This is a genomic window from Pseudomonas sp. FG35 (assembly GCF_057809295.1).
Map to the genome: position 1 here is coordinate 346,320 of NZ_JBMDJR010000006.1, position 26,675 is coordinate 372,994.

Consider the following 26,675-nt stretch of genomic DNA (forward strand, 5'->3'; position numbering starts at 1 on the left):
AGAGACCGGTCAAGCAAGTGAGAGTGGACGCAGTTTAGAGGAAGAGCCCGGGGCCCGGGCGACTTCCTTCGGGGAATCTGACGCCCACTTTGCCGATCTTGTTCCCGTCCATGACCGCAACCGTCCAGTGGGTGTTGTTCCATTCCACCTGGTCGCCAACGATCGGTGCACCGCCGACTTTCTGGGCAATGAAGTGGCCCAGGGTCATGTCCGGATCGATGCCTTCGGCGGGCAGGCCGTACAGGGCGGCAACCGCTTTGAGCTGGGCATCTCCTTCGAGTACGAAGTCGCCGAAGAAGCGCAGATCGAGGCCGCGTTGCGGCGCCTGGCTGAACAGTTTTCCGAGGGCCGGCAGGTTGTGCTCATGGCCGATAACACACAGCAAATCATCGACTTCCAGCACCGTACTACCCGACGGATGGAGCAGTTGCTGACCGCGAAACAGGGCGGCGATACGGGTGCCTTCGGGCATTTTCAGTTCGCGCAGGGGCGAACCGATGCACCATTTTTCCGCGCCGAGCTTGTAGACGAACAGTTCCCACTCGCTGGTGACGTGTACTTCGAGGGCGGCGCGGGAAATCGGCGCCGGCTCCGGCGGTACCGTCACCTTGAGCAGCTTGGCCACCCACGGCAGGCTCGTGCCCTGCACCAGCAGCGACACCAGCACGATGAAGAACGCGAGGTTGAAGTACAGCTGCGCATTCGGCAGCCCGGCCATCAGCGGGAACACCGCCAGAATGATCGGCACCGCGCCGCGCAGACCGACCCAGGAAATGAACGCCTTTTCGCGGCCATGGAAGGCTTTGAACGGCAGCAGCCCGACCAGCACCGACAGCGGCCGTGCGAACAGAATCATCCACAGCGCCAGACCCAGCGCAGGCAGGGCGATCGGCAGCAAGTCATGCGGGGTGACCAGCAGGCCCAGCACCAGGAACATGCCGATCTGCGCCAGCCACGCCATGCCGTCGAGCATGTGCAGAATGCCGTGACGGCTGCGCACCGGGCGGTTGCCGATCACCAGACCGCACAGGTACACAGCAAGGAAGCCGCTGCCGTGCAGGGCGTTGGTCAGGGCGAACACCACAAGACCGCCGGCGATCACCAGAATCGGATACAGACCGGTGGCCAGGTTGATCCGGTTGACCAGTTGCAGCATCAGCCAGCCACCGCCCAGACCGATCACCCCACCGATGCCGAATTCGCGGATCAGGTGGGTCAGCAGGCTCCAGTGCAGGCCGGTCTGGCCGCTGGCGAGCATGTCGATCAGGGTCACGGTGAGGAACACCGCCATCGGGTCGTTGCTGCCGGATTCGATTTCCAGGCTGGCGGTCACCCGCTCGTTCAGGCCCTTGCCGCCGAGCAGCGAGAACACCGCGGCGGCGTCCGTGGAGCCGACGATGGCGCCGATCAGCAGGCCTTGAATCAGGTTGAGGTCAAACAGCCACGCGGCCGCCATGCCGGTGAGGCCGGTGGTGATAAGGACGCCGACCGTGGCCAGCGACAAGGCCGGCCACAAGGCCACGCGGAAACTGGACACCCGGGTGCGTAACCCACCGTCGAGCAGGATCACTGCCAGTGCGAGGTTGCCGACCAGATAGGCCGTCGGGTAGTTATCGAAAATGATGCCGCCGCCATCGACCCCGGCACTCATGCCGACCGCGAGGATGATCACCAGAATCGGGATGCCGAGACGGGAGGAAAGGGAGCTGACAAGAATGCTTGCGCCTACCAGCAACGCGCCGATCAAGAACAGGCTGTTGATGGTCGTCGCATTCAAAGGCAGTACTCCAGAAGCGGAAAGACGGGCACAAACTGACCATGCAGTCTGCGTGCCAGCGATTCTAACCTGTTGAAATGTGATGCTGTCAAAAAGGTTTTTGCGGCGGAGTCATTAGCGGTTGTGCCTGGCTTCAGACCGCTGCCCTCACCCTAACCCTCTCCCGGAGGGAGAGGGGACTGATCGCGGCGTTTATGCGAGTTGCACCGACTTGCAATTGCGAGTCGAACTCACGATCTGAAAAGCCCCCCGATCTGCTCCCTTCCCCCTCGCCCCCTTGGGGGCGGTCCGACGTTTCGGGAGGGCTGGGGTGAGGGGGGCTTTTGATCTTGATCTCAAAATTACAGGCTAAACCGCCCAACCATATTGTTCAGATCCAGCGCCAGGCGCGACAGCTCATTACTGGCCGCACTGGTCTGATTCGCCCCGGTCGCCGATTGCACCGACAGATCGCGGATGTTCACCAGGTTGCGATCCACTTCCCGCGCCACCTGCGCCTGCTCTTCGGCGGCGCTGGCGATCACCAGGTTGCGCTCGTTGATTTCAACGATGGCCGTGTTGATCGTGTCCAGCGACAGGCCGGCACCACGGGCGATGTTCAGGGTCGATTCGGCGCGCTCGGTGCTGTTGCGCATCGAATCCACGGCGTGTTCGGTGCCGCTCTGGATGCTGCCAATCATGCGCTCGATTTCGCTGGTCGACTGCTGGGTGCGGTGCGCCAGGGCGCGAACTTCGTCGGCGACCACCGCAAATCCACGACCGGCTTCACCGGCGCGGGCCGCCTCAATTGCAGCGTTGAGCGCCAGCAGGTTGGTCTGGTCGGCCAAGCCACGGATCACGTCCAGCACCTTGCCGATGTCACGGGATTCGTTGGCCAGATCGCCGATCAGGGTCGCGGTGCTCTGCACGTCGGCGCTCATGCGTTCGATAGCACTGACGGTTTCCTGCACCAGATCGCGGCCGTCGCCAGCGGAGGTGGTGGCGTTCTTCGAAGCTTCCGAGGTGCTGACGGCGTTGCGCGCAACTTCTTCCACGGCGCTAGTCATCTCGTTGACCGCGGTGGCAGCCTGCTCGATTTCGTTGTTCTGCTGGGTCAGACCCCGGGCGCTTTCGTCGGTGACGCTGTTCAGCTCTTCGGCGGCAGAGGCCAGTTGGGTGGCCGAGCCGGAAATCCGCTGCAGGGTGTCGCGCAGCTTCGACTGCATCTTGGCCATGGCCGCCAGCAGGCGCCCGGCTTCGTCGGTGCCGTCCACTTGGATCGGTTGGGTCAGATTGCCTTCGGCGATGGTTTCCGCTGCATCCAGAGCCTTGGCGATCGGCTTGGTGATGCTGACGGTCAGCAACCAGGCGAACAGGAAGGTCAGACCGGTGGCGATCACCAGCAGGGTCACCACCAGATTGAACGACATCGAATACTGATCCGTGGCGCCCTGATTGGTCTCGGCGATCTGTTGGGTGTTGATCTCCAGCAAACGCGCGAGAGCGGTATTCACCGCTTCGGAATTGGCGAGCAAATCGGTGTTGAGCATCTGCCGCAGTTCGTCGACCTGATTGTTGCGCGACAGAGTCTTCATGCGGTCTTCGAGTTGACGGTACTGCGCCAGCAACTGCACGTACTGATCGTAAGCCGCGCGTTCCTGCGGGCCATCGATCAGCGGCTCGTAGGCGCGTTGCGCGTCGGCGATCTGCCGGTTGCGCAAATCGAACAGCTCAATGGTTTTTTGCTGGACGTCTGGCTCTCGGTTGATCAGCAACCGATACGACAGCACGCGCAGGCGCAGGGTCAACTGGGTGAATTCGTCGAGAGCCTTGATCGAAGGCACGCTGGCGGTGGCGATATCTTCGCCCGCTGCGCGGATCTTGCTCATCTGATTCAGGGCGAACACGCCGAGAATCAGCATCAGGCCGCCGATCAGGGCGAAACCGGCGAACGCCCGGGGGGCGATATTCATGTTGCGAAGGGACATGGTGCGGATACCAGGGAAGGGCCGCATCCGTGCGGGCTGAGACTGCTGTTGAGTGACTTATCGGTCATACGACTAAAGTCTTGAGGTGGTGTGCGTATTTGTCGCATCCGCACGCAAGCGACGAAGTGCAGGAACCAGATCGGCAGATCACAGTCTCTAACACTCGCAAGAACGGTCGAGCCGCCAGGAAAATCAAGGCCTTGCGCCGGTTTAACCCTGGCGTCAACGACGACTTTTCTTTATCGTACGCGCCCTTTGAAAAAGCCCTGGAAGATCAAAATGTTGGAAGCATCCCTCAGCCAATTGGAACAGCTCGTCAGTGATCTGGTGCAACAGAACCAGGCCCTGTCGGAAACCAACCAGACCCTGTCCACGGAACTGGCCCAGGCCAAGGATGAAAACGAAAGCCTGCAACTGAGCCTGATGGAACAGGAAGAAAAGCACGGTGCCACCGCCGCGCGCATCCAGGCGCTGGTTGATCGCGTCAACGCAGGTCCTGTCAGCGCATGAACCACGGCACAGCAGGGGTAAAAGTCATCTCCATCCTGGGGGAGGACTATTCGATAAAGGCACCAGCCGGGGAAGAACAGACCCTGCTGGACGCCGCATTGATGCTCAAGGCCGCACTGGCCGACACCAAGCGCAAATACCCGACCCTGATCGGCGACCGCCTGCTGGTGCTGGCGGCGATGAATCTGTGCTCGCAGCAGATTGAAATGAAGAAGCAGCACGAGCAGGAACTCGAGCGTTACCAAGAGCAAGTCAGCGCCACGGTCGAGACTATTGCCAAAGCAATAGATAGAAATTAATTGGTTATAGATTAAATGGCTGGATGATTTATTAAGTTCTGAAGTTTTTAGTATAGGTTAATAATGGAGTCCCCTGAGGGACTCCTGGCTTATTAAAGCAGAATCGCCGTCCAGACTGAGATTTTAAAATCGAACTGATCATTCACCTGAGTATACATTTTTCTATAGATGCGATGGTTCGTTCCATCCGAGAATAGCATTTCATCTCCTATATTCATGAATAGCTCGGCTTTTTTTGGGGGGAGAATAACTTCCTCATAACTATTTGTTGAGTTGTTGATTGCTTTATTGATTACTACTTCAATGCTCATAAAGAATTTCCTTTAATTTTTTTAGTTATGCCTGTCTAAAAATAGGAGATAACTTGAAAGTGATGTTGTGCACTGATTCAAGTTACTTAATTATAAAATGGCATTTGAATTTGTAACCTGTCATATCTGACAGGATGTTTGTATGTACAGTGTTTCTGCGAATTAGCGGTAGCGAATGTACTCACGATGAAATATGCGAATCAGTACAATACTAAAGCGATATTGTCAGTCGGAATGTATACAATCGGCACGGCTGTTGCAGTGTTTCAGCCTCTTATTCTTTGGGGGTGCTCCATGCAGTTCTGGCGTCGCAGTATTCAATGGCAGTTGATCCTCGGCATGGGCACCGCCCTGCTGGTCAGCATTCTGATCGTGGTTGGCATTTATACCCTGGTGGTCAACCGCCTCGCCCAGAGCTATCTGGTCGAACAGGCGCTGCCGTCGAGCATCGAAGCGACGCGCAACGACATCGAACGAATCCTCGTTCAACCCCTCACCGCCGCCAAGGATATCGCCAGCAACACCATGGTCCGCGACTGGCTGGCCAATGGTGAGGACTCCGCCAAAACCGCGGGTTTCGCGCAGTATCTGGAAGGCATCCGCGCCGAACACAAGGCTTTTACTGCTTTGATCATCGGCACCGAATCCAATCACTACATCACCGAAAAAGGCCTGGATCGCACCCTCAGTCGCGACAAACCGGCCGATGCGTGGTTCTACTCCTTCCTCGACAGCAATCAGCCGCGAACCTTGAACATCGACAACGACGGGGCCACCGGAGAGCTGGCGCTGTTCATCGATTTGAAGGTGGAGCAGGCCGGCAAAGTGGTCGGTGTCGCGGGGCTCGGGCTGAGCATGAAAGAGCTGTCGGAGCTGATTCACAACTTCAGCTTCGGCGAGCGCGGGAAGGTCTATCTCGTGCGTTCCGACGGTCTTATCCAGGTCCATCCCGAGGCACAGTTCAGCGGCAAGCGCACCTTGAGCGAGCAGATCGGCGTCTCGGCAGCACAAGCGGTCATGGGCCATAAAGTCGCCGCCAACAGCAGCTTTCAGCGCGACGGCGAAGATTTCCTCGCCTTCAGCCTGCCTTTGCGCGATCTCGGCTGGACCCTGGTGGCCGAAGTGCCACGGTCGCAGATCTACGCCGAAGCCCGCCGGGCGATGTGGATGAGCAGCGGCATCGGCCTGGTGGTGGCGCTGGTTTGCCTGGCGCTGGTGATCTGGCTGGCCCAGGGCTTGGTGCGACCGATTCGTCAGGTAACAGCTGCATTGGTAGCAATCGGTAGCGGTGGTGGAGATTTGACTCATCGGTTAGATTCCAGCCGCGCCGATGAACTGGGCGACCTCGCCCGGGGCTTCAACCGTTTCCTCGACAGCCAGCGCGGGATGATCGGCGAAGTGCTGACCACCAGCGTGCGTCTGCGCGTTGCCGTGGGCCAGGTGGCCAGGGTTGTGGATAACACCGCCGAGCGCTCCGGCCGCCAGCAGGAAATGACCGACATGGTTGCCACCGCCGTCCACGAAATGGGCCTGACCGTGCAGGAAATCGCCCAGAACGCCGGTAATGCGGCACTCGCCTCGCAAACCGCCCGCGATGAAGCGATGCAGGCGCGGGAAGTGGTCGGCGGCTCGATTCGCCATATAGAAAGCATGTCCGATGAAATTGGCGTCGCGGCGGGCGCGGTGGGTGAGCTGGCGCATCAAGTGGCGTCGATCGATCAGGTGCTGGCGGTGATTCGCGGGGTGTCCGAGCAGACCAACCTGCTGGCGTTGAACGCTGCCATCGAGGCTGCTCGAGCCGGCGATATGGGGCGTGGTTTTGCAGTGGTGGCCGACGAGGTGCGGACATTGGCGCGCCGGACTCAGGCGTCTACCGACGAGATTCAGCAGATGATCGGCAGCCTTAAACAGGGCGCGGAGAATGCGGTGTCATCGATGCGCACCGGGCAGGCCGCGACGGGTACCGGAGTCGAATCGAGCCAGCGTACCGGGGCGTCTTTGACGGCGATTACCGGGCAGGTCGAGCGCATCAGCGACATGAACCATCAGGTGGCGACAGCGACTGAGGAGCAGTCGGCGGTGACCGAGGAGATCAACCGCAACGTACAGGGCATTTCCGATCTGGCCCGGGCGACGGCGGGGGAGGTTCGGGCGTGTCGTGAGGATTGTCAGATGTTGCAGCGGCTGGCGGATGATCTGGCGCGGCAGATGGGTGGGTTCAAGTTGAGCTGATGTGTCGTCAGATTGATCGTTCCCACGCTCTGCGTGGGAACGATCGCTAACGATCACCGTGGGATCAGAACCACGCATCCTGCATTGCCAGACACGTATCATCCCGCGCCTCCAGCAACGTCAGCTCATGCTGGCAGCCCGGCACTTCCCACGTCAGGAAATACCGCGCCGCCTGCAACTTGCCCTTATAGAAGTCGGCATCCGCCGCATTGCCTTTGGCCAACCCTTCCTCCGCCCGAATCGCCTGCTCCAGCCAGCGCCAGCCAATCACCGCATGCCCGAACACCTTCAGGTACAACGCCGAGTTCGCCAGGCTGCTGTTGACCTTGCCCTGAGCCAGGTCGGTCAGCAGACCAATGGTCACGCTCTGCAAGCGCGCCACCAGTTTCTCCAACGGCTCACGCAGTGCGGTCAAGGATTCGTACGGGACTGCGCGCTCGGCGGTGTTGGCGATCAGGCGAATCAGTTGCTTGAGCCCGGCACCACCGTTCTGCGCCAGTTTGCGTCCCAGCAAGTCCAGCGACTGAATGCCGTGAGTGCCTTCGTGGATCGGGTTCAGGCGATTGTCGCGGTAGTACTGCTCCACCGGGTATTCGCGGGTGTAACCGTGGCCGCCGAGAATCTGGATCGCCAGTTCGTTGGCCTTCAGGCAGAACTCGGACGGCCAGGATTTGACGATCGGCGTCAGCAAATCCAATAGCTCGTGAGCCTGTTTGCGCTCGGCTTCGATCTCCAGCGTGGTGGTGTCATCGAACAGGCGCGCCGCATACAGACCGAGATCGAACGCCCCTTCAACGTAGGATTTCTGTGTCAGCAGCATGCGTCTGACGTCCGCGTGCTGAATGATCGCCACCGGCGCCGTCGTCGGGTCCTTGCTGTCCGGCACCCGACCCTGCGGCCGTTCGCGGGCGTATTCCAGCGAGTACAGGTAACCGGCGTAACCGAGCATCACCGCGCCCATGCCGACACCGATCCGAGCTTCGTTCATCATCTGGAACATGTAGCTCAAGCCGTGATGCGGCTTGCCCACCAGATAACCGACGCACTCACCGTTATCGCCGAAGTTCAGCGCCGTGGACGTCGTTCCGCGCCAGCCCATCTTGTGGAACAGCCCGGCCAGCAGCACGTCGTTGCGCTTGCCCAGGCTGCCGTCATCGTTGACCAGAAACTTCGGCACGATGAACAGTGAAATACCTTTCACCCCGGCCGGCGCGTCCGGCAGCTTGGCCAGCACCATGTGCACGATGTTTTCCGAGAGCGGGTGGTCACCGCCGGAGATGAAGATCTTGTTGCCCTTGAGGCGATAAGTGCCGTCGGACGCAGGCTCGGCTCGGGTACGAATATCCGACAGCGACGAACCGGCATGGGGCTCGGTCAGGGCCATGGTGCCGAAGAAACGGCCGTCGATCATCGGTTGAAGGAAGCGTTGCTTCTGCTCTTCGGTGCCGAAACTTTCGATCAGGTTGGCCGCACCCATGGTCAGGAACGGATAGGAGGTCGACGCCGCGTTGGCTGACTGGAAGTGGGCGAAGCAGGCCTGGGACAACAGTGTGGGAAGTTGCATGCCGCCGGCGTCGAAACTGCGCGCCGCGTTGAGGAATCCGGCTTCGAGGAACGCATCCACCGCCGGTTTCACCTCGGGAATCAGAATTGCCTGACCGTTCTCGTAGCGCGGCTCGTTCTCGTCGCCCTTGCGGTTGTGCGGTGCGAAGTACTTCTCGGCGATGTTGCGCGCCGTGCCGATGGCGGCATCGAAGGTTTCGCGGTTGTGCTCGGCAAACCGCTCGCGCCGGGTCAGGCCCTCGGCATCGAGGACTTCGTACAGCTCGAAAGCCAGATTGCGGGAACTGAGCAGCGTCTCGGACATGGCGGCCTACCTTTTTTTGGAATGAACCGAGTCTAGGCGTGCGAATAAAGGCTGAACAGGAAGATTGATAACGGTGATGGAGAGGCCAAAAAAATGGGCGCCGGTGAGGGCGCCCATTTTTATGTTGCTGACAGAGTTGCTGATTAACCGATGGTCATCAGACTGGCGTTGCCGCCTGCTGCCGCGGTGTTGACGCTCAACGCACGCTCGATCACCAGACGCTCCAGTGCAATGTTGGTCTCGCCCTGGGACAGGCCCTGAACCCCGACGATGGCGCCGGCACGCTTGGCGATCTGCTGGCAGACCGCACGCAACTGGTCGGAATGGCCGTGATGCAGAACCGCGTCGAACACCACGTCGTCCTTGTTCCAGTCGGAAACCAGTTTGATTCGCGCCTGAATTTCCTTCGGCAGGCGTGCGAACAATGCCTTGCTGGTGTCGGATTCCGGCCAGACTGCCGAACCGCCTACTGCCAGTACTGCAGCGAGTTGGGTCAGCAGATCACCTTCGATGTCCGCCAGGCACAGCACGTGCTCGCGCGGCAGGATCGCGTAGCTGTTCTTCTCGCCGGTCGGGCCGGCCAGTACGCGGGTGATACCGCTTTGCGACTGCGCCGCGTACTGCACGCACAGGGTGCTCAGGTCGGCGAACTTGTTGCTGTCGGCCCAGGCTTTCAGAGCGGTCAGCGGTTTGCTCATGGCGTCGCGCAGACGAACGTCCGGCGCCACGGCAGCATCAGCGCGAGCGAAGGATTGTTCGATGGCATCGGTAGGACGCGTCGACAGCAGACGGTACAGGTACAGCGGGCCACCGGCTTTCGGGCCAGTACCCGACAGGCCTTCACCACCGAATGGCTGGACGCCGACCACGGCACCCACGATGTTGCGGTTGACGTAGACGTTACCGGCGTTGACGTTGTCGATCACCTTGGCGATGGTCTCGTCGATGCGGGTGTGCACGCCGAGGGTCAGGCCGTAACCGGAGGCGTTGATCTGGGCGATCAACTGGTCGATCTCTTTACGCTTGTAGCGCACCACGTGCAGCACCGGGCCGAAGATCTCGCGTTGCAGTTCGTCGAAGCTTTCCAGCTCGATCAGGGTCGGCATGACGAAGGTGCCGCGTTTGACTTCCTCGGTATCGGCAATAGCCACCTGGTACACGTTGCGACCTTTGTCGCGCATGCCCTGGATGTGCTTCTCGATGCCGGCCTTGGCTTCGGCGTCGATCACCGGGCCGATGTCCACGGACAGGCGCTCCGGGTTGCCGAGACGGCTTTCAGCCATCGCACCTTTAAGCATTTCGATGACGCGATCAGCGGAATCTTCCTGCAAGCACAGGACGCGCAGGGCCGAGCAACGCTGACCGGCGCTGTCGAAGGCCGACGACACCACGTCGATCACCACCTGTTCGGTCAGTGCCGAAGAGTCGACGATCATCGCGTTCTGGCCGCCGGTTTCGGCGATCAGCGGAATCGGACGGCCCTGGTTGTCGAGGCGACCGGCGATGTTGCGTTGCAGCAGACGCGCGACTTCGGTGGAGCCGGTGAACATCACGCCTTTGACGCGTTCATCGCCGACCAGACCGGCGCCGACGGTTTCACCGCGACCCGGCAGCAGTTGCAGCACGCCTTCCGGAATCCCGGCTTCGAGCAGCAGGCGTACGGCTTGTGCGGCGACCAGCGGAGTCTGTTCGGCCGGTTTGGCCAGCACCGGGTTACCGGCGGCCAGTGCCGCGGCAACTTGGCCGCTGAAGATCGCCAGCGGGAAGTTCCATGGGCTGATGCACACCACCGGGCCCAGTGGGCGGTGGGCGTCGTTGCTGAAATCGTTGCGTGCCTGCACCGCGTAATAACGCAGGAAATCGACGGCTTCGCGGACTTCGGCGATGGCGTTGGCGAAGGTCTTGCCGGCTTCGCGGGCCAGCAGGCCCATCAGCGGCTGGATCTCGCCTTCCATCAAGTCAGCGGCACGTTCCAGAATCGCGGCACGTTCGGCCGGCGGGGTGGCCTGCCAGATCGGTGCGGCGTTCAGGGCGCATTGAATGGCGTTGTCGACGTCTTCGACCGTGGCTTCCTGCACATGGCCGACCACGTCACGCAGATCGGACGGGTTCAGCACCGGTGCCGGCGCTTCGTTGCTGGAGGCGCAACCGAGCATCGGCGCGGCTTTCCAGTTGTTGTGCGCGGTGGCCAGCAGGGCGCAGGACAGCGACGCCAGACGATGTTCGTTGGCCATGTCGATGCCGGCAGAGTTGGCGCGCTCGGAGCCATACAGGTCACGCGGCAGCGGGATGCGCGGGTGCGGCAGGCCGAAACCACCTTCCACGGTCGCCATCTGCTCGATCTGTGCCACCGGATCGGCCACCAGCTCCTGAATCGAAACCGACTGGTCGGCGATGCGGTTGACGAACGAGGTGTTGGCACCGTTTTCCAGCAGACGACGTACGAGGTACGCCAGCAGGGTTTCGTGGGTGCCGACCGGAGCGTACACGCGGCACGGACGGTTCAGCTTGCCTTCGGAAACCTTGCCTACAACCTGTTCGTACAACGGTTCGCCCATGCCGTGCAGGCACTGGAATTCGTACTGGCCCGGGTAATAGTTCTGACCGGCAATGTGATAAATCGCCGACAGGGTGTGGGCGTTGTGCGTAGCGAACTGCGGGTAAATGACTTCCGGCACCGACAACAGTTTGCGGGCGCAGGCGATGTAGGAAACGTCGGTGTACACCTTGCGGGTGTAGACCGGATAGCCTTCCAGGCCTTCGACCTGGGCGCGCTTGATTTCGCTGTCCCAGTACGCGCCTTTCACCAGACGGATCATCAGGCGATGACGGCTGCGGCGAGCCAGGTCGATCACGTAGTCGATCACGTACGGGCAACGCTTCTGGTAGGCCTGGATCACGAAACCGATGCCGTTCCAGCCGGTCAGTTGCGGCTCGAAGCACAGACGCTCGAGCAGATCCAGCGACAGCTCCAGGCGGTCGGCTTCTTCGGCGTCGATGTTCAGGCCGATGTCGTATTGCTTGGCCAGCAGGGTCAGCGACAGCAGGCGCGGGTACAGCTCGTCCATCACGCGCTCGTACTGGGCACGGCTGTAACGCGGGTGCAGGGCCGACAGCTTGATCGAGATGCCCGGACCTTCATAAATCCCACGGCCGTGGGACGCTTTGCCGATCGAGTGAATGGCTTGTTCGTACGAGGCCAGGTACTTCTGGGCGTCGTGTTCGGTCAGCGCCGCTTCACCGAGCATGTCGTAGGAATAGCGGAAACCCTTGGCTTCGAACTTGCTCGCGTTGGCCAGGGCTTCGGCGATGGTTTCGCCGGTAACGAACTGCTCGCCCATCAGGCGCATGGCCATGTCGACGCCCTTGCGGATCATCGGCTCGCCGCTCTTGCCGATGATGCGGCTCAGGGACGAAGTCAGGCCGGCTTCGTTGTGAGTGGAAACCAGTTTGCCGGTCAGCAACAGACCCCAGGTCGCCGCGTTGACGAACAGCGACGGGCTGTTGCCCAAGTGCGGCTGCCAGTTGCCGGTGCTGATCTTGTCGCGGATCAGCGCATCGCGAGTGCCTTTGTCCGGGATCCGCAGCAGTGCTTCGGCCAGGCACATCAGCGCCACGCCTTCCTGGGACGACAGGGAAAATTCCTGCAACAGGCCCTGAACAATACCTGCACGACCGCCGGCACTCTTCTGGTTACGCAGTTTTTCCGCGATGGTTGCGGCGAGTTTGTTGGTGGCTTCGGCCATCGGCGCCGGCAGGCGCGCCTGCTCGATCAGCATCGGCACCACTTCCGGCTCGGGGCGTCGGTAAGCGGCGGTGATCGAGGCGCGCAGCACCGATTGCGGCAGGATGCTTTCGGCGAATTCGAGGAAGCATTGGTGAGCGTGATCGGTATGGACTTCGCCCGCGTCGTCGGCGTCCTTGGCGGTCAAACCGTTCAGCTCGGTCAGGGTTGCACCACCCTCGAGTTTTTCCAGGTAATTGAAAATTGCCTGCTTGATCAGCCAGTGCGGTGTGCGATCAATCGAGGTTGCGGCGGCCTTCAGGCGTTCGCGGGTCGGGTCGTCAAGTTTGACCCCAAGGGTGGTGGTAGCCATATTTTTATCCTCATAGGTGCCGCAGTTGCGCGACAACAGCTGGCGGCAAGATTAGCCGCGAGCCGAAACAGGTGCAACCGGGTGCAACCCTTTTTTGTCGGAATATTCTGCAGCTCGTCAGGAAATAATTTCTGGTACGAAAGTGCTGCTCTTGCTTGGTGCTTTTGCTTCTAGAAAAGCTGTGCGACTGCGTTAAAAGGGAGCAAAAAACCACTTCCGTAGGATAAATCCGACTGGGTGCAACTAATTCTCAAGAAACTGGTTGCACCTGTTTTGCTTTGTTGCATAGGATTCGCGCCCAAGGTGCAACCGGGGAAACCCGACGCACCGGCCAATGGCTTTCCTGGGGAAACATTGGTCATAAATGCGCGGCCGTGCGAATCGTCTGTCAGGCGTCAGTCTGCAAACGGTGCAACCGCCGCCGCTACATAAAAACAAAGCCAGGGCACGTACGTAATGAGCGCAAGCAATCCAACCCTGATCACGTTCGTGATCTACATCGCAGCAATGGTGCTGATCGGCTTCATGGCCTATCGCTCCACCAACAACCTTTCTGACTATATTCTGGGTGGCCGCAGCCTCGGCAGCGTGGTGACGGCATTGTCCGCCGGCGCTTCCGACATGAGCGGCTGGTTGCTGATGGGCCTGCCGGGCGCCATCTACATGTCCGGCCTGTCCGAAAGCTGGATCGCCATCGGCCTGATCGTCGGTGCCTACCTGAACTGGCTGTTCGTCGCCGGTCGCCTGCGTGTTCAAACCGAACACAACGGTGACGCGCTGACCCTGCCGGACTACTTCTCCAGCCGTTTCGAAGACAAGAGCGGTCTGCTGCGGATCATTTCGGCAGTGGTGATTCTGGTGTTCTTCACCATCTACTGCGCTTCCGGCATCGTGGCCGGTGCCCGTCTGTTCGAAAGCACCTTCGGCATGTCCTACGAGACAGCGCTGTGGGCCGGTGCTGCGGCGACGATTGCCTACACCTTCGTCGGCGGTTTCCTCGCGGTGAGCTGGACCGACACCGTACAAGCCACCCTGATGATCTTCGCCCTGCTGCTGACGCCGATCATCGTGCTGCTGGCTACCGGCGGTGTCGACACCACGTTCCTGGCGATCGAAGCACAGGACCCGAGCAACTTCGACATGCTCAAGGGCACCACTTTCATCGGCATCATCTCGCTGATGGGTTGGGGTCTGGGCTACTTCGGTCAGCCGCACATCCTGGCGCGCTTCATGGCCGCTGATTCGGTGAAATCCATCGCCAACGCCCGTCGCATCTCCATGACCTGGATGATCCTGTGCCTGGGCGGTACCGTGGCCGTGGGCTTCTTCGGTATCGCTTACTTCTCGGCGCACCCGGAGGTGGCAGGTCCAGTGACCGAAAACCACGAGCGTGTGTTCATCGAACTGGCGAAAATCCTGTTCAACCCGTGGATTGCAGGCGTGCTGTTGTCGGCTATTCTCGCGGCGGTGATGAGCACCCTGAGCTGCCAGTTGCTGGTGTGCTCGAGCGCCCTGACCGAAGACTTCTACAAGGCTTTCCTGCGTAAATCCGCTTCGCAAGTCGAACTGGTATGGGTCGGTCGCGCCATGGTGCTGCTGGTTGCACTGATCGCCATCGCGATGGCCGCCAACCCGGACAACCGTGTGCTGGGTCTGGTGTCCTACGCCTGGGCCGGTTTCGGTGCAGCCTTCGGTCCGGTCGTGCTGATCTCGGTGATCTGGAAGAAAATGACCCGTGACGGCGCACTGGCCGGCATCCTGGTCGGCGCGATCACCGTGATCGTGTGGAAGCATTTCGAACTGCTGGGTCTGTACGAAATCATTCCGGGCTTCATCTTCGCCAGCCTGGCGATCTACTTCGTCAGCCTGATGGGCCAGCCGAGCGCCGGTATGGTTCAGCGTTTTGAAGCGGCCGAGAAGGATTTCCATCTGAACAAGTGATGGGAATGAGCTGAGACTCACCAGAAAACGGCCCGCGTCCTAAAGGAAGCGGGCCGTTTTTTATTGCCTGCGATTTTTCTGAAGGAAAAGTCTGTAGTCGAATGCGCCGATTTTTGAAGGGGAGATCGAAGTTTCAAGTAGGGGAAATCTGATTTTTCGGTCACCCCGTCTTCACCCCTCGCGCCTCATGCAGAATCGCCCGCCCTCAATCTGCAGAGAGACATCGGATGTTCGCGCCTGCCAATCAACCGCGTTTCACGTTGACCGTCGAAGGCGCCCAATTTGACCTCAAGGTCCTTGAGTTCACGGGCAAGGAAGCCATCAGCCAACCCTTTCGCTTTGACCTGGAGCTGGTCAGTGAACGGCCGGATCTGGATCTGGAAAGCCTGCTGCACTGTCAGGCTTTTCTGAGTTTTGATGAAGAAGGTTCCGGTATCCACGGTCAGATCTATCGGGTCGGGCAGGGGGATTCCGGCAAGCGTCTGACCCGCTATCACGTCAGCCTCGTTCCGCGTCTGGCCTACCTGGGTCATCGGATCAATCAGCGAATCTTCCAACATCAAAGCGTGCCGCAGATCGTGACGCAGATCCTCAAGGATCACGCGATCCTACGCGATGCCTTCGCGTTTCGCCTCGGCAGCGATTACCCGCCCCGTGAATATTGTGTGCAGTACGCCGAAAGCGATCTGGCGTTCATCCAGCGCCTGTGTGCCGAAGTCGGTATTCATTTTCACTTTCAGCACAGCCCGGACGGACATCTGTTGGTGTTCGGCGACGATCAGACGGTATTCCCGCGTCTGACCGAGCCGACGCTGTACCTGCCGGGAAGCGGCATGGCTGCATCGGCGCCGGCGATCAAGCGTTTCACCGTACGCGTTGAGACCCGCACCAGCGTGGTCACCCGGCGTGATTACGACTTCACCAAGCCCCGGCTGGCGCTGCAAAGTCGCGCCGAAAGCGAGCAGCGCCCGGTGCTGGAGGATTACCAGTTTCCCGGCCAGTTCACCGAGCGCGAAACCGGCAAGCAACTGGCCCAGCGCACCCTTGAGCGGCATGTCGCCGACTACCGTCAGGCCGAGGGCCGCAGCGATCAATCTGCCTTGGTCAGTGGACATTTCCTGCAACTGACCGAGCATCCGCGCCAGGATCTGAATGACCTCTGGCTGCTGACTGCTATCGAACACCGTGGCCGACAGCCGCAAGTGCTGGAGGAATCGGTGACCAGCGAAGGTGATGAATTCCAGGGTTACCGTAATACCTTTCTCGCCACGCCGTGGGACGTGCTCTTCCGCCCGCCGATGGGCCCGGAAAAACCACGGATGCTCGGCTATCAACCGGCCGTGGTCACCGGCCCGCAAGACAGTGAAATCCATTGCGACGAGTACGGCCGGGTCAAGGTGCAACTGGCCTGGGATCGCGACGGTGAACTCAACGAGCATTCCAGCTGCTGGCTGCGGGTTGCCAGCGGTTGGGCTCATGATCGTTATGGCAGCGTGCTGATTCCGCGGGTCGGCATGGAAGTGCTGGTGGGGTTCATCGATTCCGATGCCGACAAACCGCTGGTCATGGGTTGCCTGCCGAACGCCGCCACGCCGGTGCCGCTGGATCTGCCGGCCGACAAGACCCGCAGTATTTTCCGCAGCCAGAGTAGTCCCGGCGGTGGAGGCTACAACGAATTGCGTATCGAAGATCGCAAAGGCGCCGAGGAAATCTACCTGCGGGCCCAGCGAAACTGGACCCAGCACGTATTGAACGATCAGCAGGTGCAAGTGGATAACCAGCGCAGCGTTGTCGTCACAGGCCTCGCCAAGCACGAGCTGAAAGCCGATGAACAGCGCATCACCCACGGCCAGCGTCAGACCGAGGTGAAGCAGGACGACCACCTCACGGTGACCGGCGACCGACACATCCGCGTAAGCAATCAGGCTATCAATGCCAGTGGTCAATTCCACGTCAGCGCCGGCCAGCAGGTAGTGATCGACGGCGGGGCGAGCGCGACGATTCAGGCGGGCGGGCAGTGGATCAACATTGGCCCCGGCGGGATCTTCAGCAGCGTGCCAATTGTGGTGGGCGGCGCGCCGATGGCGGCGATAAGTGCGGCGCCGACAGTGCCGGGCTTGCCGGAAAAACTGACGGCGGCACCGGCTGCGATTCTGACTGCCGCGCAAATCATGAGCCTCAAAGGAGACGCGCCGTTCTGCGAAGAATGCGAGCGCTGTAAGGAGGGTGTCTGTGCAGGCTGATCAATGGTTGAAGGATGTGCCGCTGAAGCCGTCGGAGCAGTTGTTTGCGATTTTCAGTAGCGCCAGTGCGGCAGAGCCACTGAAGGCCTGGCCGCTGAAAGCGCAGATGCCGAAACCGGTCTGGGTGGAAACGATCTATACCGAGTGGGATGCGGTGATGCCCTACGTGGGAATCGTCGACGCGGGCAGTGAGTTTCTGGATTGGATCGCGACCACCGAATCCCGCGACTGGGGTTGGCTGGCGGTTTCTTCGGCGGGGCTTGAGGTGGTGGTCGAGCACTTTCGCAGTTTGACTCAGGTGCTGATGCCGGATGGGAAAGCAGTGTTCTTCCGGTTTTGGGATGGGCGGTTTTTGTTGCCGATCCTTGAGTCGTCCGAGGTGGATGCCGGGCAATTGCTACCGGTCCTCACGCGAGGATTGATCAATGGTCAGACCGTCGAGATCGGGGGCAGGGCGCGGGTCTCGGGTCGGGAGTTTCCTTGGTGGTCGGTGCCGGAAAAGCTGCTGGCGCAATTCGGCGGCGACGCCCGGATCAACAACGCCTTGCAGTGGTTGAGTGAGGAACAGCCGGCGTTGTTCGAGGCGTTTCCCGCCGACGTTTTGCGTTGCAAGGTTGTCAGGTTTTTTGCGGTTTCGGCGTCGGACGAATCGTCGGCTTCGGCATTGCTGGACTACTTGCGGGACGAGTCAGAGTGAAATTTCCGGGCAAAGGCTTCGGACGTTTCCCGCGAGTTGCGGCGGTTTGCGTGAACTGGTGGGCGCGGTGCTGCGGGGATAGTCTTTGGCTGTCTCCGCGAGTGGAGACAGGGCGTAGGAGCCCTGATTTCAGAGCAGTGCATAAGCGTCGTTGCCCGATTTGCGGCAGTCTTCGCTCGACCGTAAGATCCTTTGCGGCGGTTATGCGCGGGCACGCTTCGGCGTGGCTGAGTGCTCTGGTCTCAGTCCTCCTACCCCGCGCATGGCTGCCACCCAATCCTGTAGGAGGGAAACGGTGTGCGCCTCTTTCACTACCAGAGGATTAAACAATGAGCACGCTTCATCCAGATCCACCCTACGAGCCCTTCATCCCCCACCCCGACAACCGCCTCATGGCGCTGACCAGCAACTGCAACGACATGCCCACCCTGTTCATCGACACCCACGCCCCGCTCGACATCCTGATGGACGCCGCCAACTACCGCATCCGCGCCGTGATCCAGGTCCTGGAAAACATGTGCATGCGCGGCTCGGTCGAGTGCGACTCGTTCATCCTCAGCGACTTCGCCCAGCTCTGCGTGATTCCGCTGCGTGATGGCTGTGATGTGTTGGATGTGATTGGCCGCAGGTTGCGTGACCGGCCTTAGATCCCATCCCCTCACCCTAGCCCTCTCCCCGAGGGAGAGGGGACCGACCAAGGTGAATAGGTGACGTACGCCGACCTGCAACTTCGGTGGTGAACTTGGCTTGGCCAAGCCTTAGGTCGCGGTGATTTTTCAGGTCGATGCAAACCGAAAGATCACCTCCGTCAGTCCCCTCTCCCTTTGGGAGAGGGTTAGGGTGAGGGGTTTCTCAAGGATGTACCCGACAGCAAGACCACCCACTCAGCCCCCAACCCCTGACTTGCCGCCCGGTAAAAGGTAAACTTCACGGCCCTCGCAGGAGCAGCCATGAATTATCGTCACGCCTTCCATGCCGGCAATCACGCCGATGTGTTCAAACACCTGACCTTGACCCGCCTCATCGCCCTGATGTCGCGCAAGGAGCAGCCGTTTGCCTATCTCGACAGCCACGCCGGCATCGGTCTGTATGACCTGCAGGGTGATCAGGCGAATCGTACCGGCGAGTACCTGGAAGGCATCGCGCGGTTGTGGGACCAGCCGGATCTGCCGGCGCTGACCGCGGACTACATGAACGTGCTGCACGAGATGAACCCGGACGGCCAGTTGCGCTACTACCCGGGTTCGCCGGAACTGGCGCGGCGTCTGACCCGTTCCCAGGATCGCGTGCTGCTCAACGAGAAGCACCCGGAAGACGGCGTGCTGCTCAAGGACAACATGAAGGGCGACCGCCGTGTGGCCGTGCATCTGGGGGAGGGCTGGCATGTGGCGCGGGCGTTGCTGCCGGTGGCCGAGAAGCGTGCGGTGATGCTGATCGATCCGCCGTTCGAGAAGCTCGACGAGATGCAGCGTTGTGCGGCGTCGCTGAGAGAGGCGATCTCGCGGATGCGCCAGACCGTCGCGGCCATCTGGTATCCGGTGAAGGATCAGCGCGCATTGCGTCGTTTCTATCAGGATCTGGCCGGCACCGGTGCGCCGAAGTTGCTGCGGGTCGAGTTGCTGGTGCATCCACTGGATACGCCGAACAGCCTTAACGGCTCTGGCCTGGCGATTGCCAATCCGCCGTGGGGGCTGGAGGAAGAATTGCGTGAGCTGCTGCCGTGGTTGTCCAAGAAACTGGGCCAGACCCAGGGTGGGTGGCAGATGGATTGGTTGATCGCCGAGAGCTGATCAACCGTCAATCGCTCCCACGCTAAGCGCGGGAGCGATCAGGGCGGGCTTAGTTACCCGCCAGACTCGGCGGCATGCACACGCCAGTGCCGCCAATCCCGCAATAGCCTTCCGGGTTTTTCGCCAGATACTGCTGGTGATAGGCCTCGGCGAAGTAAACCGTCGGCGCCTGTTCAATCTCGGTGCTGATTTCACCCAGACCCGCCTTCGACAGTTCGGCCTGATAAACAGCCTTGCTCTTCAACGCCGCCTCCAGTTGCTCCGGATGGGTCGCGTAGATCACCGAACGGTACTGGGTGCCGATGTCATTGCCCTGACGCATGCCCTGCGTCGGGTTGTGCAATTCCCAGAACATCGCCAGCAGCTCTTCGTAGCTGACCTTGGCCTTGTCGAACACCACCAGCACCACTTCAGCGTGGCCGGTCAGGCCCGAGCAGACTTCTTCGTAGGTCGGGTTCGGCGTGAAACCGCCGGCGTAACCGACCACGGTGCTGACCACGCCTTCGCGCTGCCAGAAGCGGCGCTCGGCACCCCAGAAGCAGCCCAGCCCGAAGATTGCGAAGTCGACGTCTTCGAAAAACGGGCCGAGCAGCGGCGTGTCTTCGAACACAAAGTGCTTTTCAGGCAGGGTCATTGCGGTTTCGCGGCCAGGCAGAGCTTGTTCTTTAGTCGGTAGCACGTTTTTGTTCACCAGAATTTCCGAGCGCAGAACCATGATCGTTCCTCTCAGTCAGGATGGGATGTCTATAAGCTGACCCACAGTGTGCCCAATGATGCCCGGTTAATCACCAGGCAAAATGTGCGGATAGTGTCCGGTGGGTTACAGAGAGAGTGGGCCACGCGGGTAGCGCTTGAGTGCCTGGATCAGCTCGCCGCCCGGAATCGGCCGGTCGAACAGATAGCCCTGGCCAACGTCGCAGCGGTGCCGGCGCAGGAACGCCAGTTGCTCGGCGGTCTCGATGCCTTCGGCCACGACCTTGAGTTTCAGGTTGTGGGCCATGGCGATCACGGCGGAGGTGATTTCCATGTCGTCCTGGTTGTCCGGGATTTCGTGGATGAAGCTGCGATCGATCTTGATGATGTCGATCGGGAATTTTTTCAGGTAGCTGAGCGACGAGTAACCGGTTCCGAAGTCGTCCATGGCCAGGGTCAGGCCCAGACGCTTGAGCTGGTCGAGCTGCAAGTGGGTGTCTTCGGTGGCTTCCAGCAGCAGGCCTTCGGTCAGTTCCAGTTCCAGCAGATTGGCCGGCAGCGCTTCTTCCTTGAGGATGTTGGCGATCGAGGCCACCAGATCCGGGTCGGAAAACTGCTTGGGCGACAGGTTGATCGCCACTTGCAGATTGCCCATGCCGGCGGCGGTCAGCGCCTTGCTCATGCGGCAGGCCTGGCGGGCGATCCACTTGCCGATCGGGATGATCAGGCCGGTTTCCTCGGCGACGCTGATGAACTGATCCGGGCGGATCATGCCGCGCTCCGGATGATTCCAGCGCAGCAGCGCTTCCATGCCCAGCAGGCGACCGCTGCGCAGGCACAGCTTGGGCTGATAGAACACGTCCAGCTCGTTCTGGGTCAGAGCGCGGCGCAGGTTGTTCTCGACGAACAGTTTGTAGCTGGCCTCGGCGTTCAGCGCTTCGGTGAACACCTGGACCTGATGTTTACCGTTGGCCTTGGCCTTGTGCAGGGCGAGGCCGGCGTTGCGCATCAGGGTCTGCGGGTCGCGGCCGTGTAGCGGCGCGCAGGCCAGGCCCACGGAGCCGGTGACGCTGATCAACTGGTTGTCGACGAACATCGGTTTATCCAGCGTCGCCAGCAATTGATTGGCGATCTGCTGCCCGGTGGCAAGGTCAGTGTCGTCGAGCAACACCGCGAATTCATTACTGGCGAACCGCGCCAGGCTGCCGCTGGGGCTCAGGCTGTTGCGCAGGCGCCGGGCCAGGCTGATCAACAGCTTGTCACCGGTCTGGTGGCCGAGGCTGTCGTTGATCCGCTTGAAGTTGTCGATGTCCACCAGCAGCAGGCTGATCGGGGTATCGCTGTCACGGGCGAAGCGTTCATCCAGGTTGCGGATAAATGCAGGCCGGTTGCCGAGGTTGGTCAGGTTGTCGGTGTAGGCCAGGCGCTCGATGCGCTGCTGCGCCAGTTTGGTCTGGGTGATGTCTTCGTAAATGCCGATGTAATGCGTCAGCTCACGGTTGTCACCGTAGACCTTGGAAATCGACAACTGGCCCCAGTAGGGTTCGAGGTTTTTCCGGCGGCTTTTGAATTCGCCCTGCCAGCTATTGCTTTTGGCCAGCGCCGAGGGCGCGTCGAACAGCAGCTCGCTGAGGTTTTCCAGGGCCGGCAGCTCCGACAGGCGCTGGCCGTGGACTTCCTCAGTGGTGTACTGGGTGATCGCGGTGAAGCTCGGATTGACGTACTCGACCACGCCGTCGCAATTGACCAGCAGGAAGGCGTTGGCGCTTTGCTCGACCGCGCGCTGGAACAGGTGCAGGGCGCTGGTGGCGGTGCGGCGATTGTGGTTGTTGATGACCTGGGCGAACTGGTCGGCCAGTTCACCGGCAAAGGCGATTTCGTCGGACTGCCAGGCGCGGGTGACACCGGTCTGCTCCAGGCACAACACGCCGACCACCTGGCCGTCGACGCGGATGCTGGCGTCGAGCATGGCGTTAACGTCACGCGGGCGCAGGGCTTCGGCCATTTCCCGGGTACGCGGGTCGCGCATTGCGTTGTGCGCGTCGATGGCGCGGCTACCGTGCAGCGCGTCCATGTAATCGGGGAAGCCGCTGACGTCGATCACGTCCGGCAGAATGTATTCCTGGGTGGCGCGGTGATACGCCGAGATTGGCACCAGCTTCTGGCCTTCGAGGTTCCACAGGCTGGCACAGTCGATTTCGTAGATATCGCAAGCGCAGCGGGTGATCAGCTCGGCCGCTTCCTGCAGGGAGTTCTGGCTGCTGTAGCGCTGGCGGGCCAGCAACAGGATCAGGTCCTGTTGGGCTCGCACCCGTTCCAGATGCTGCAGTTGTTCCTGCTGGGCACGCTGATTGAGCTCAAGGGCGATTTGCAGGCGTGAATTCTGGGTTTCAAGGTCGACGGACGGCAGCGAAGGTGTCTCGTCGAACACATTGTCGACCGCCAGCAAGTAACCGCGCAGCAAGTGGCGGTTGTGCTGTTTGTAGGCTTCGCCCAGTTCAAGAATGCTCAGCGCGCCGGCGGCGGTGTGCAGGGTATAGCGCACCAGGTAATGCGGGCTTTGGCCGAGTTGTTGCTGGATTGCGTCATGCAACTGATAGCGCGCTTCGGGCTCCATCAGGCTGGCGTAGGGCGAGCCGACCAAGGCGCAAAGTTCGACGGCGGGCTGGCCGAACTGGCGTTCACAGTTGGGATCGAGAAACAACATGGCCCAACTGGCTTCATTCAAGCGCTCGAAACGCAGCATGCCGAGCCGCGAGGGCACAGGCAACTGCGTCACTACCTCGGCCACCATACGGCTGGCGGCATCGGGTTGGCTCTTCATGAAGGGAACTCGCTTGGAAATTTGCTGAACGCGCCGGGCTCTCGCCCTCTTTACTGTTGCCTGCGGCAAGGTTGCATCATTGCGGCACCGACTGACAAGAGACATGAAGGCCAAGTGCTATAAGAATATGTCGGCGGCAGTGAACATTTCTCCAGCACTTGCCGGAAACTAATGCGATCAAGCGCGCAGATGACCGTTCCAGAGCCTTCCGGCATCCGGAACGGTCGTGCCGCTGGATTTCATCGCAACGGAATATCGATGGATTGCAGGTGCCTGCCATCCCGGTCGTGATAGTTGACCTGGATCCGCTCGGCCTCGACCACTATGTGTGCAAAGTTGTCCTGGCTGATGACCTGGCTGGTCAGCGCGTGCCGGTATGTGCCTGCCTCGGTCTGCGCCAGTGGCTGATCAAGCGTGAAGGTCGCGGCGGTGGCGTAGGGCAGCAGTTTGCTGTTGCTCAGCGGCGAAGACACGACGGTGTGGACTTCAAACTCCGGGTCTTCGCTGTGGCTCAGGCGACTGGTCAGCGAACCATGCACATCGCCGGAAATGAACACGACGTTCCTGATCCGATGCCGGCGGATGGTTTCCAGCAGACGCAGGCGCTGTTCGGGGAAGCCTGCCCAGGCATCATCGCCGTTCAATTTGCGGTCAGGGTAGAACATGACGCTGGTGACCACGAACTTGACCCGCGCCGGGCTTTCGACCAGCCACTTGCACAGGGCCTGTTCCTGTTCTTCGTCGAGGAGGCGGCGGTTGTCCCTCGACAAGTTGCGGCGAGTTCGACTGTCCGTCACAAACCATTCGATATCGCCGTCGCTGAATTGATACCAGTAGTGCTTCAGCGAAGTTAGGTCGATTGTGCCGTTAGTTGTTGTCGAGCAGATCGGGCTATGACTTGCTTGATAGATTTCGTAAGCCGCCATTGCATTGCGAAACAGTATGTCGTCGGATTTTTCGGCGTTCATTGGCCAGTTATCTTCTATTTCATGATCATCCAGAATCATGTAAGTCGAAGTGCCGGACATCAGTCGTCGAATGTTAGGCAGGGAAAACGCCGCACGATACTTTGCAATGATCTCGTCATAGTCGCGGTCCGGAGCGAACAGGTTCAGATCGTCGGCATAGATCTGATCGCCACACATCATGATGGCGCTGATCGCAGGTTGTGCGCCTTCGATCAATTGGCTGATGGAAGCGAAGATCCGGTCGCCCAGATGCGGGAGCACCGGGATGCCGGATGTCATGCGCAGGTAGCGACACGAACCGAGGATGTAGGCGCGGGGTTGTAAGGGCTGATGGCTGCGGGTGCGCAGGCGATAAGTCTCCCGTGGCCATTGCAGCGGCAACTCCGCCACGCTGTGGATGGTATGGACAGGATTCATCGGGCTGAACCAGCCGGTCTGGTATTCGTAGTCCGTGTCGGCTTGCAAATGATCGAGCACCAGCACTTCAGTCATGTCACGGGTTGGATCGAGTTTGACAAACTGGCTCGGTTGCCATTGTTTGGAATCCAATGTTCGGTAACGGATGCCGGCAAATACGGCCGCGTTATGTTGCAGCCCGCCACGAATAAAGATTCGCGCCTGATTAGTTGTTGTGTGACCAATGATCGGGCCGACAGTAGGTTTCAGCATGTTCGAATCCATTCGAATGAATAATAGTAAGGAATAAAGTTTCCCGGTTTTATTGGTTTAACTTTGATGTGCCAAGGTTAGTTGTCTGCCGCTGAAAAATGTCGATAGGATGTGGACTAAGCTCGTGGCTTAAATCAGAAAAAGTTGTGGGAAAAGTGCGGGCGGCAGTTATTTCAGACAAAAAAAAGCCCCGCCAAACTGACGGGGTTGAGGTACGAGCGTGTGGCGCTCGAAAACGTGGAACGCAGTCGGCCCTCCGTTGCCGGAGGGCCGAGCGCTTTACAGCAGGATGGTGCGGATGTCCGCCAGCAGGTCGCTCAGACGCTTGGTGAAGCGTGCAGCAGCGGCGCCGTTGATCACACGGTGATCATAGGACAGCGACAGTGGCAGCATCAGTTTCGGCTGGAAGGCTTTGCCGTCCCAGACTGGCTGGATGGTTGCCTTGGAAACACCGAGGATCGCCACTTCCGGCGCGTTGACGATCGGCGTGAAGCCGGTGCCGCCAATGTGGCCGAGGCTGGAAATGGTGAAGCAGGCGCCTTGCATCTCGTCCGACGAGAGCTTCTTGGTCCGGGCTTTTTCAGCCAGGGAAGCGGCTTCGGCGGCCAGTTGCAGCAGGCTCTTCTGGTCGACGTTCTTGATGACCGGTACCAGCAGGCCATCCGGGGTGTCGACGGCGAAGCCGATGTTCACGTATTTCTTGCGGATGATCGCCTTGCCGCTTGGCGCCAGCGAGCTGTTGAAGTCCGGCAGTTCCTTGAGCAGGTGTGCGCAGGACTTGAGCAGCAGCGGCAGAATGGTCAGCTTGACGCCAGCCTTCTCTGCGACAGCTTTCTGTGCGGTGCGGAACGCTTCCAGCTCGGTGATATCCGCCGAGTCGAATTGCGTCACGTGCGGCACGTTCAGCCAGCTGCGGTGCAGGTTGGCGGCGCCGACCTGCATCAGGCGGGTCATCGGCACTTCTTCGATTTCGCCGAAACGGCTGAAGTCGACGACCGGAATCGGCGGGATGCCCGCGCCACCGGTTGCGCCAGCAGCCGCGGCCGGTGCTTCCTTGGCCTTCTGCATCATGGCTTTGACGTAGGTCTGCACGTCTTCTTTCAGGATGCGACCGTGCGGACCGCTGGCGCCGACAGCGCTCAGCTCGACGCCGAACTCGCGAGCCAGTTGACGCACGGCAGGGCCGGCGTGAACTTTCGCACCAGGCTTGGCTGGAGCAGCAACCGGAGCGGCAGCAGGTGCAGCGGCAGCCGGAGCAGCAGCTGGCGCCGGAGCGCTCGGAGCGGCAGCGGCAGCTGGAGCCGGGGCAGCAGCCGGAGCGGCGCCTTTGACTTTCAGCTTGAGGATCAGATCGCCAGTGCCGACTTCGTCGTCCAGCTTGATGGAAATGCTTTCCACCACGCCGGCGGCAGGCGACGGGATTTCCATGCTCGCCTTGTCGGATTCCAGGGTGATCAGCGACTGGTCGGCTTCAACGCTGTCGCCAGCCTTGACCAACACTTCGATGATCTTGGCCTTGCCGGCCGAGCCGATGTCCGGAACGTGGATGTCCTGAACGCTGTCGGCAACCGGTGCGGCAGGTGCAGCAGCCGGCGCCGGCGCAGCGGCTGGCGCAGCAGCCTGGGCCGGAGCGGCAGCCGCAGGGGCCGCAGCACCCGCCACTTCCAGATCCAGGATCAGGTCGCCGGTGCCGACTTCGTCGTTCAACTTGACGCTGATAGCCTTGACCACGCCAGCGGCAGGCGACGGGATTTCCATGCTCGCCTTGTCGGATTCCAGGGTGATCAGCG

17 protein-coding genes and 2 pseudogenes are annotated in these 26,675 nt (G+C 60.5%); 9 read left to right on the top strand and 10 right to left on the bottom strand.

Translation table 11 applies throughout. From position 1 onward, the window contains the following. Positions 1 to 34: 34 nt before the first annotated feature. The 3 genes and pseudogenes from ACODTD_RS14955 to ACODTD_RS14965 all read right to left on the bottom strand — a co-directional run. Positions 35 to 1,777 carry a potassium/proton antiporter gene (locus tag ACODTD_RS14955; protein ID WP_011332112.1) on the bottom strand — a complete coding sequence of 581 codons (1,743 nt, stop codon included), beginning with the start codon at positions 1,775 to 1,777 and terminating at the stop codon, positions 35 to 37. A 341-nt stretch (positions 1,778 to 2,118) separates the two neighbouring features. Further along, a complete protein-coding gene (locus ACODTD_RS14960) occupies positions 2,119 to 2,991 on the bottom strand; it encodes a methyl-accepting chemotaxis protein (RefSeq protein ID WP_371850982.1) in 873 nt (290 codons plus the stop codon). 30 nt (positions 2,992 to 3,021) lie between these two features. Next, a pseudogene (locus ACODTD_RS14965) lies at positions 3,022 to 3,771 on the bottom strand (MCP four helix bundle domain-containing protein); the annotation flags it as partial. 252 nt (positions 3,772 to 4,023) lie between these two features. Here ACODTD_RS14965 and ACODTD_RS14970 point away from each other — a divergent pair. Together ACODTD_RS14970 and ACODTD_RS14975 are read left to right on the top strand one after the other, a co-directional pair. Further along, positions 4,024 to 4,254, top strand: a complete 231-nt coding sequence (locus ACODTD_RS14970; RefSeq protein ID WP_011332114.1) for a hypothetical protein — start codon at positions 4,024 to 4,026, stop codon at positions 4,252 to 4,254. Next, positions 4,251 to 4,553 carry a cell division protein ZapA gene (locus ACODTD_RS14975; protein ID WP_285357183.1) on the top strand — a complete coding sequence of 101 codons (303 nt, stop codon included), beginning with the start codon at positions 4,251 to 4,253 and terminating at the stop codon, positions 4,551 to 4,553. Before ACODTD_RS14970 ends, ACODTD_RS14975 begins: the two co-directional genes overlap by 4 nt. Before the next feature lie 92 nt (positions 4,554 to 4,645). On the opposite strand, the gene ACODTD_RS14980 is transcribed toward ACODTD_RS14975, so the two are convergent. Then, on the bottom strand, positions 4,646 to 4,864 hold the full coding sequence (locus tag ACODTD_RS14980) for a hypothetical protein (protein ID WP_201817153.1): 219 nt from the start codon (positions 4,862 to 4,864) through the stop codon (positions 4,646 to 4,648). A gap of 339 nt (positions 4,865 to 5,203) precedes the next feature. On the opposite strand from ACODTD_RS14980, the pseudogene ACODTD_RS14985 reads away from it, so the two are divergent. Together ACODTD_RS14985 and ACODTD_RS14990 are read left to right on the top strand one after the other, a co-directional pair. Continuing rightward, positions 5,204 to 6,229 (top strand): annotated as a pseudogene (locus ACODTD_RS14985) (cache domain-containing protein); the annotation flags it as partial. Positions 6,230 to 6,364: 135 nt separating this feature from the next. Continuing rightward, entirely contained in the window at positions 6,365 to 7,096 is a 732-nt protein-coding gene (locus tag ACODTD_RS14990) for a methyl-accepting chemotaxis protein (protein WP_425273009.1), read from the top strand. 64 nt (positions 7,097 to 7,160) lie between these two features. Here the strand turns inward: ACODTD_RS14990 and ACODTD_RS14995 are convergent, their stop codons facing one another. Both ACODTD_RS14995 and putA read right to left on the bottom strand, forming a co-directional pair. Further along, complete coding sequence (locus tag ACODTD_RS14995) at positions 7,161 to 8,963, bottom strand: acyl-CoA dehydrogenase (RefSeq protein WP_011332117.1); 1,803 nt, start codon at positions 8,961 to 8,963, stop codon at positions 7,161 to 7,163. A 143-nt stretch (positions 8,964 to 9,106) separates the two neighbouring features. After that, positions 9,107 to 13,060: a trifunctional transcriptional regulator/proline dehydrogenase/L-glutamate gamma-semialdehyde dehydrogenase gene (gene putA, locus ACODTD_RS15000; protein ID WP_011332118.1), complete on the bottom strand. Its 3,954-nt coding sequence runs from the start codon at positions 13,058 to 13,060 to the stop codon at positions 9,107 to 9,109. Positions 13,061 to 13,516: 456 nt separating this feature from the next. On the opposite strand from putA, the gene putP reads away from it, so the two are divergent. The 5 genes from putP to ACODTD_RS15025 all read left to right on the top strand — a co-directional run bounded on the left by putP (position 13,517) and on the right by ACODTD_RS15025 (position 19,731). After that, the gene (gene putP / locus ACODTD_RS15005) at positions 13,517 to 15,001 is read left to right on the top strand and encodes a sodium/proline symporter PutP (RefSeq protein ID WP_011332119.1); all 1,485 of its coding nucleotides are present in this window, start codon (positions 13,517 to 13,519) and stop codon (positions 14,999 to 15,001) included. A gap of 227 nt (positions 15,002 to 15,228) precedes the next feature. Beyond that, the gene (locus ACODTD_RS15010; protein ID WP_489104971.1) at positions 15,229 to 17,244 is read left to right on the top strand and encodes a type VI secretion system Vgr family protein; all 2,016 of its coding nucleotides are present in this window, start codon (positions 15,229 to 15,231) and stop codon (positions 17,242 to 17,244) included. 16 nt (positions 17,245 to 17,260) lie between these two features. Further along, complete coding sequence (locus ACODTD_RS15015) at positions 17,261 to 17,941, top strand: DUF4123 domain-containing protein (protein WP_489104976.1); 681 nt, start codon at positions 17,261 to 17,263, stop codon at positions 17,939 to 17,941. A 329-nt stretch (positions 17,942 to 18,270) separates the two neighbouring features. Then, positions 18,271 to 18,588: a hypothetical protein gene (locus ACODTD_RS15020; protein ID WP_201817164.1), complete on the top strand. Its 318-nt coding sequence runs from the start codon at positions 18,271 to 18,273 to the stop codon at positions 18,586 to 18,588. A 303-nt stretch (positions 18,589 to 18,891) separates the two neighbouring features. Then, positions 18,892 to 19,731 carry a 23S rRNA (adenine(2030)-N(6))-methyltransferase RlmJ gene (locus ACODTD_RS15025; RefSeq protein WP_011332124.1) on the top strand — a complete coding sequence of 280 codons (840 nt, stop codon included), beginning with the start codon at positions 18,892 to 18,894 and terminating at the stop codon, positions 19,729 to 19,731. A gap of 49 nt (positions 19,732 to 19,780) precedes the next feature. On the opposite strand, the gene msrA is transcribed toward ACODTD_RS15025, so the two are convergent. From msrA to aceF, 4 genes are all read right to left on the bottom strand, one after another. Next, positions 19,781 to 20,446 (bottom strand): peptide-methionine (S)-S-oxide reductase MsrA, encoded by a 666-nt coding sequence (gene msrA, locus ACODTD_RS15030; protein ID WP_285357171.1) that lies wholly within the window; start codon positions 20,444 to 20,446, stop codon positions 19,781 to 19,783. A 105-nt stretch (positions 20,447 to 20,551) separates the two neighbouring features. Continuing rightward, on the bottom strand, positions 20,552 to 23,248 hold the full coding sequence (locus ACODTD_RS15035) for a putative bifunctional diguanylate cyclase/phosphodiesterase (RefSeq protein ID WP_011332126.1): 2,697 nt from the start codon (positions 23,246 to 23,248) through the stop codon (positions 20,552 to 20,554). A 239-nt stretch (positions 23,249 to 23,487) separates the two neighbouring features. Beyond that, a complete protein-coding gene (locus tag ACODTD_RS15040) occupies positions 23,488 to 24,885 on the bottom strand; it encodes an alkaline phosphatase D family protein (protein WP_489104972.1) in 1,398 nt (465 codons plus the stop codon). A 279-nt stretch (positions 24,886 to 25,164) separates the two neighbouring features. Next, a partial coding sequence (aceF, locus tag ACODTD_RS15045) for a dihydrolipoyllysine-residue acetyltransferase (protein WP_489104973.1) occupies positions 25,165 to 26,675 on the bottom strand: 1,511 nt, incomplete at its 5' end.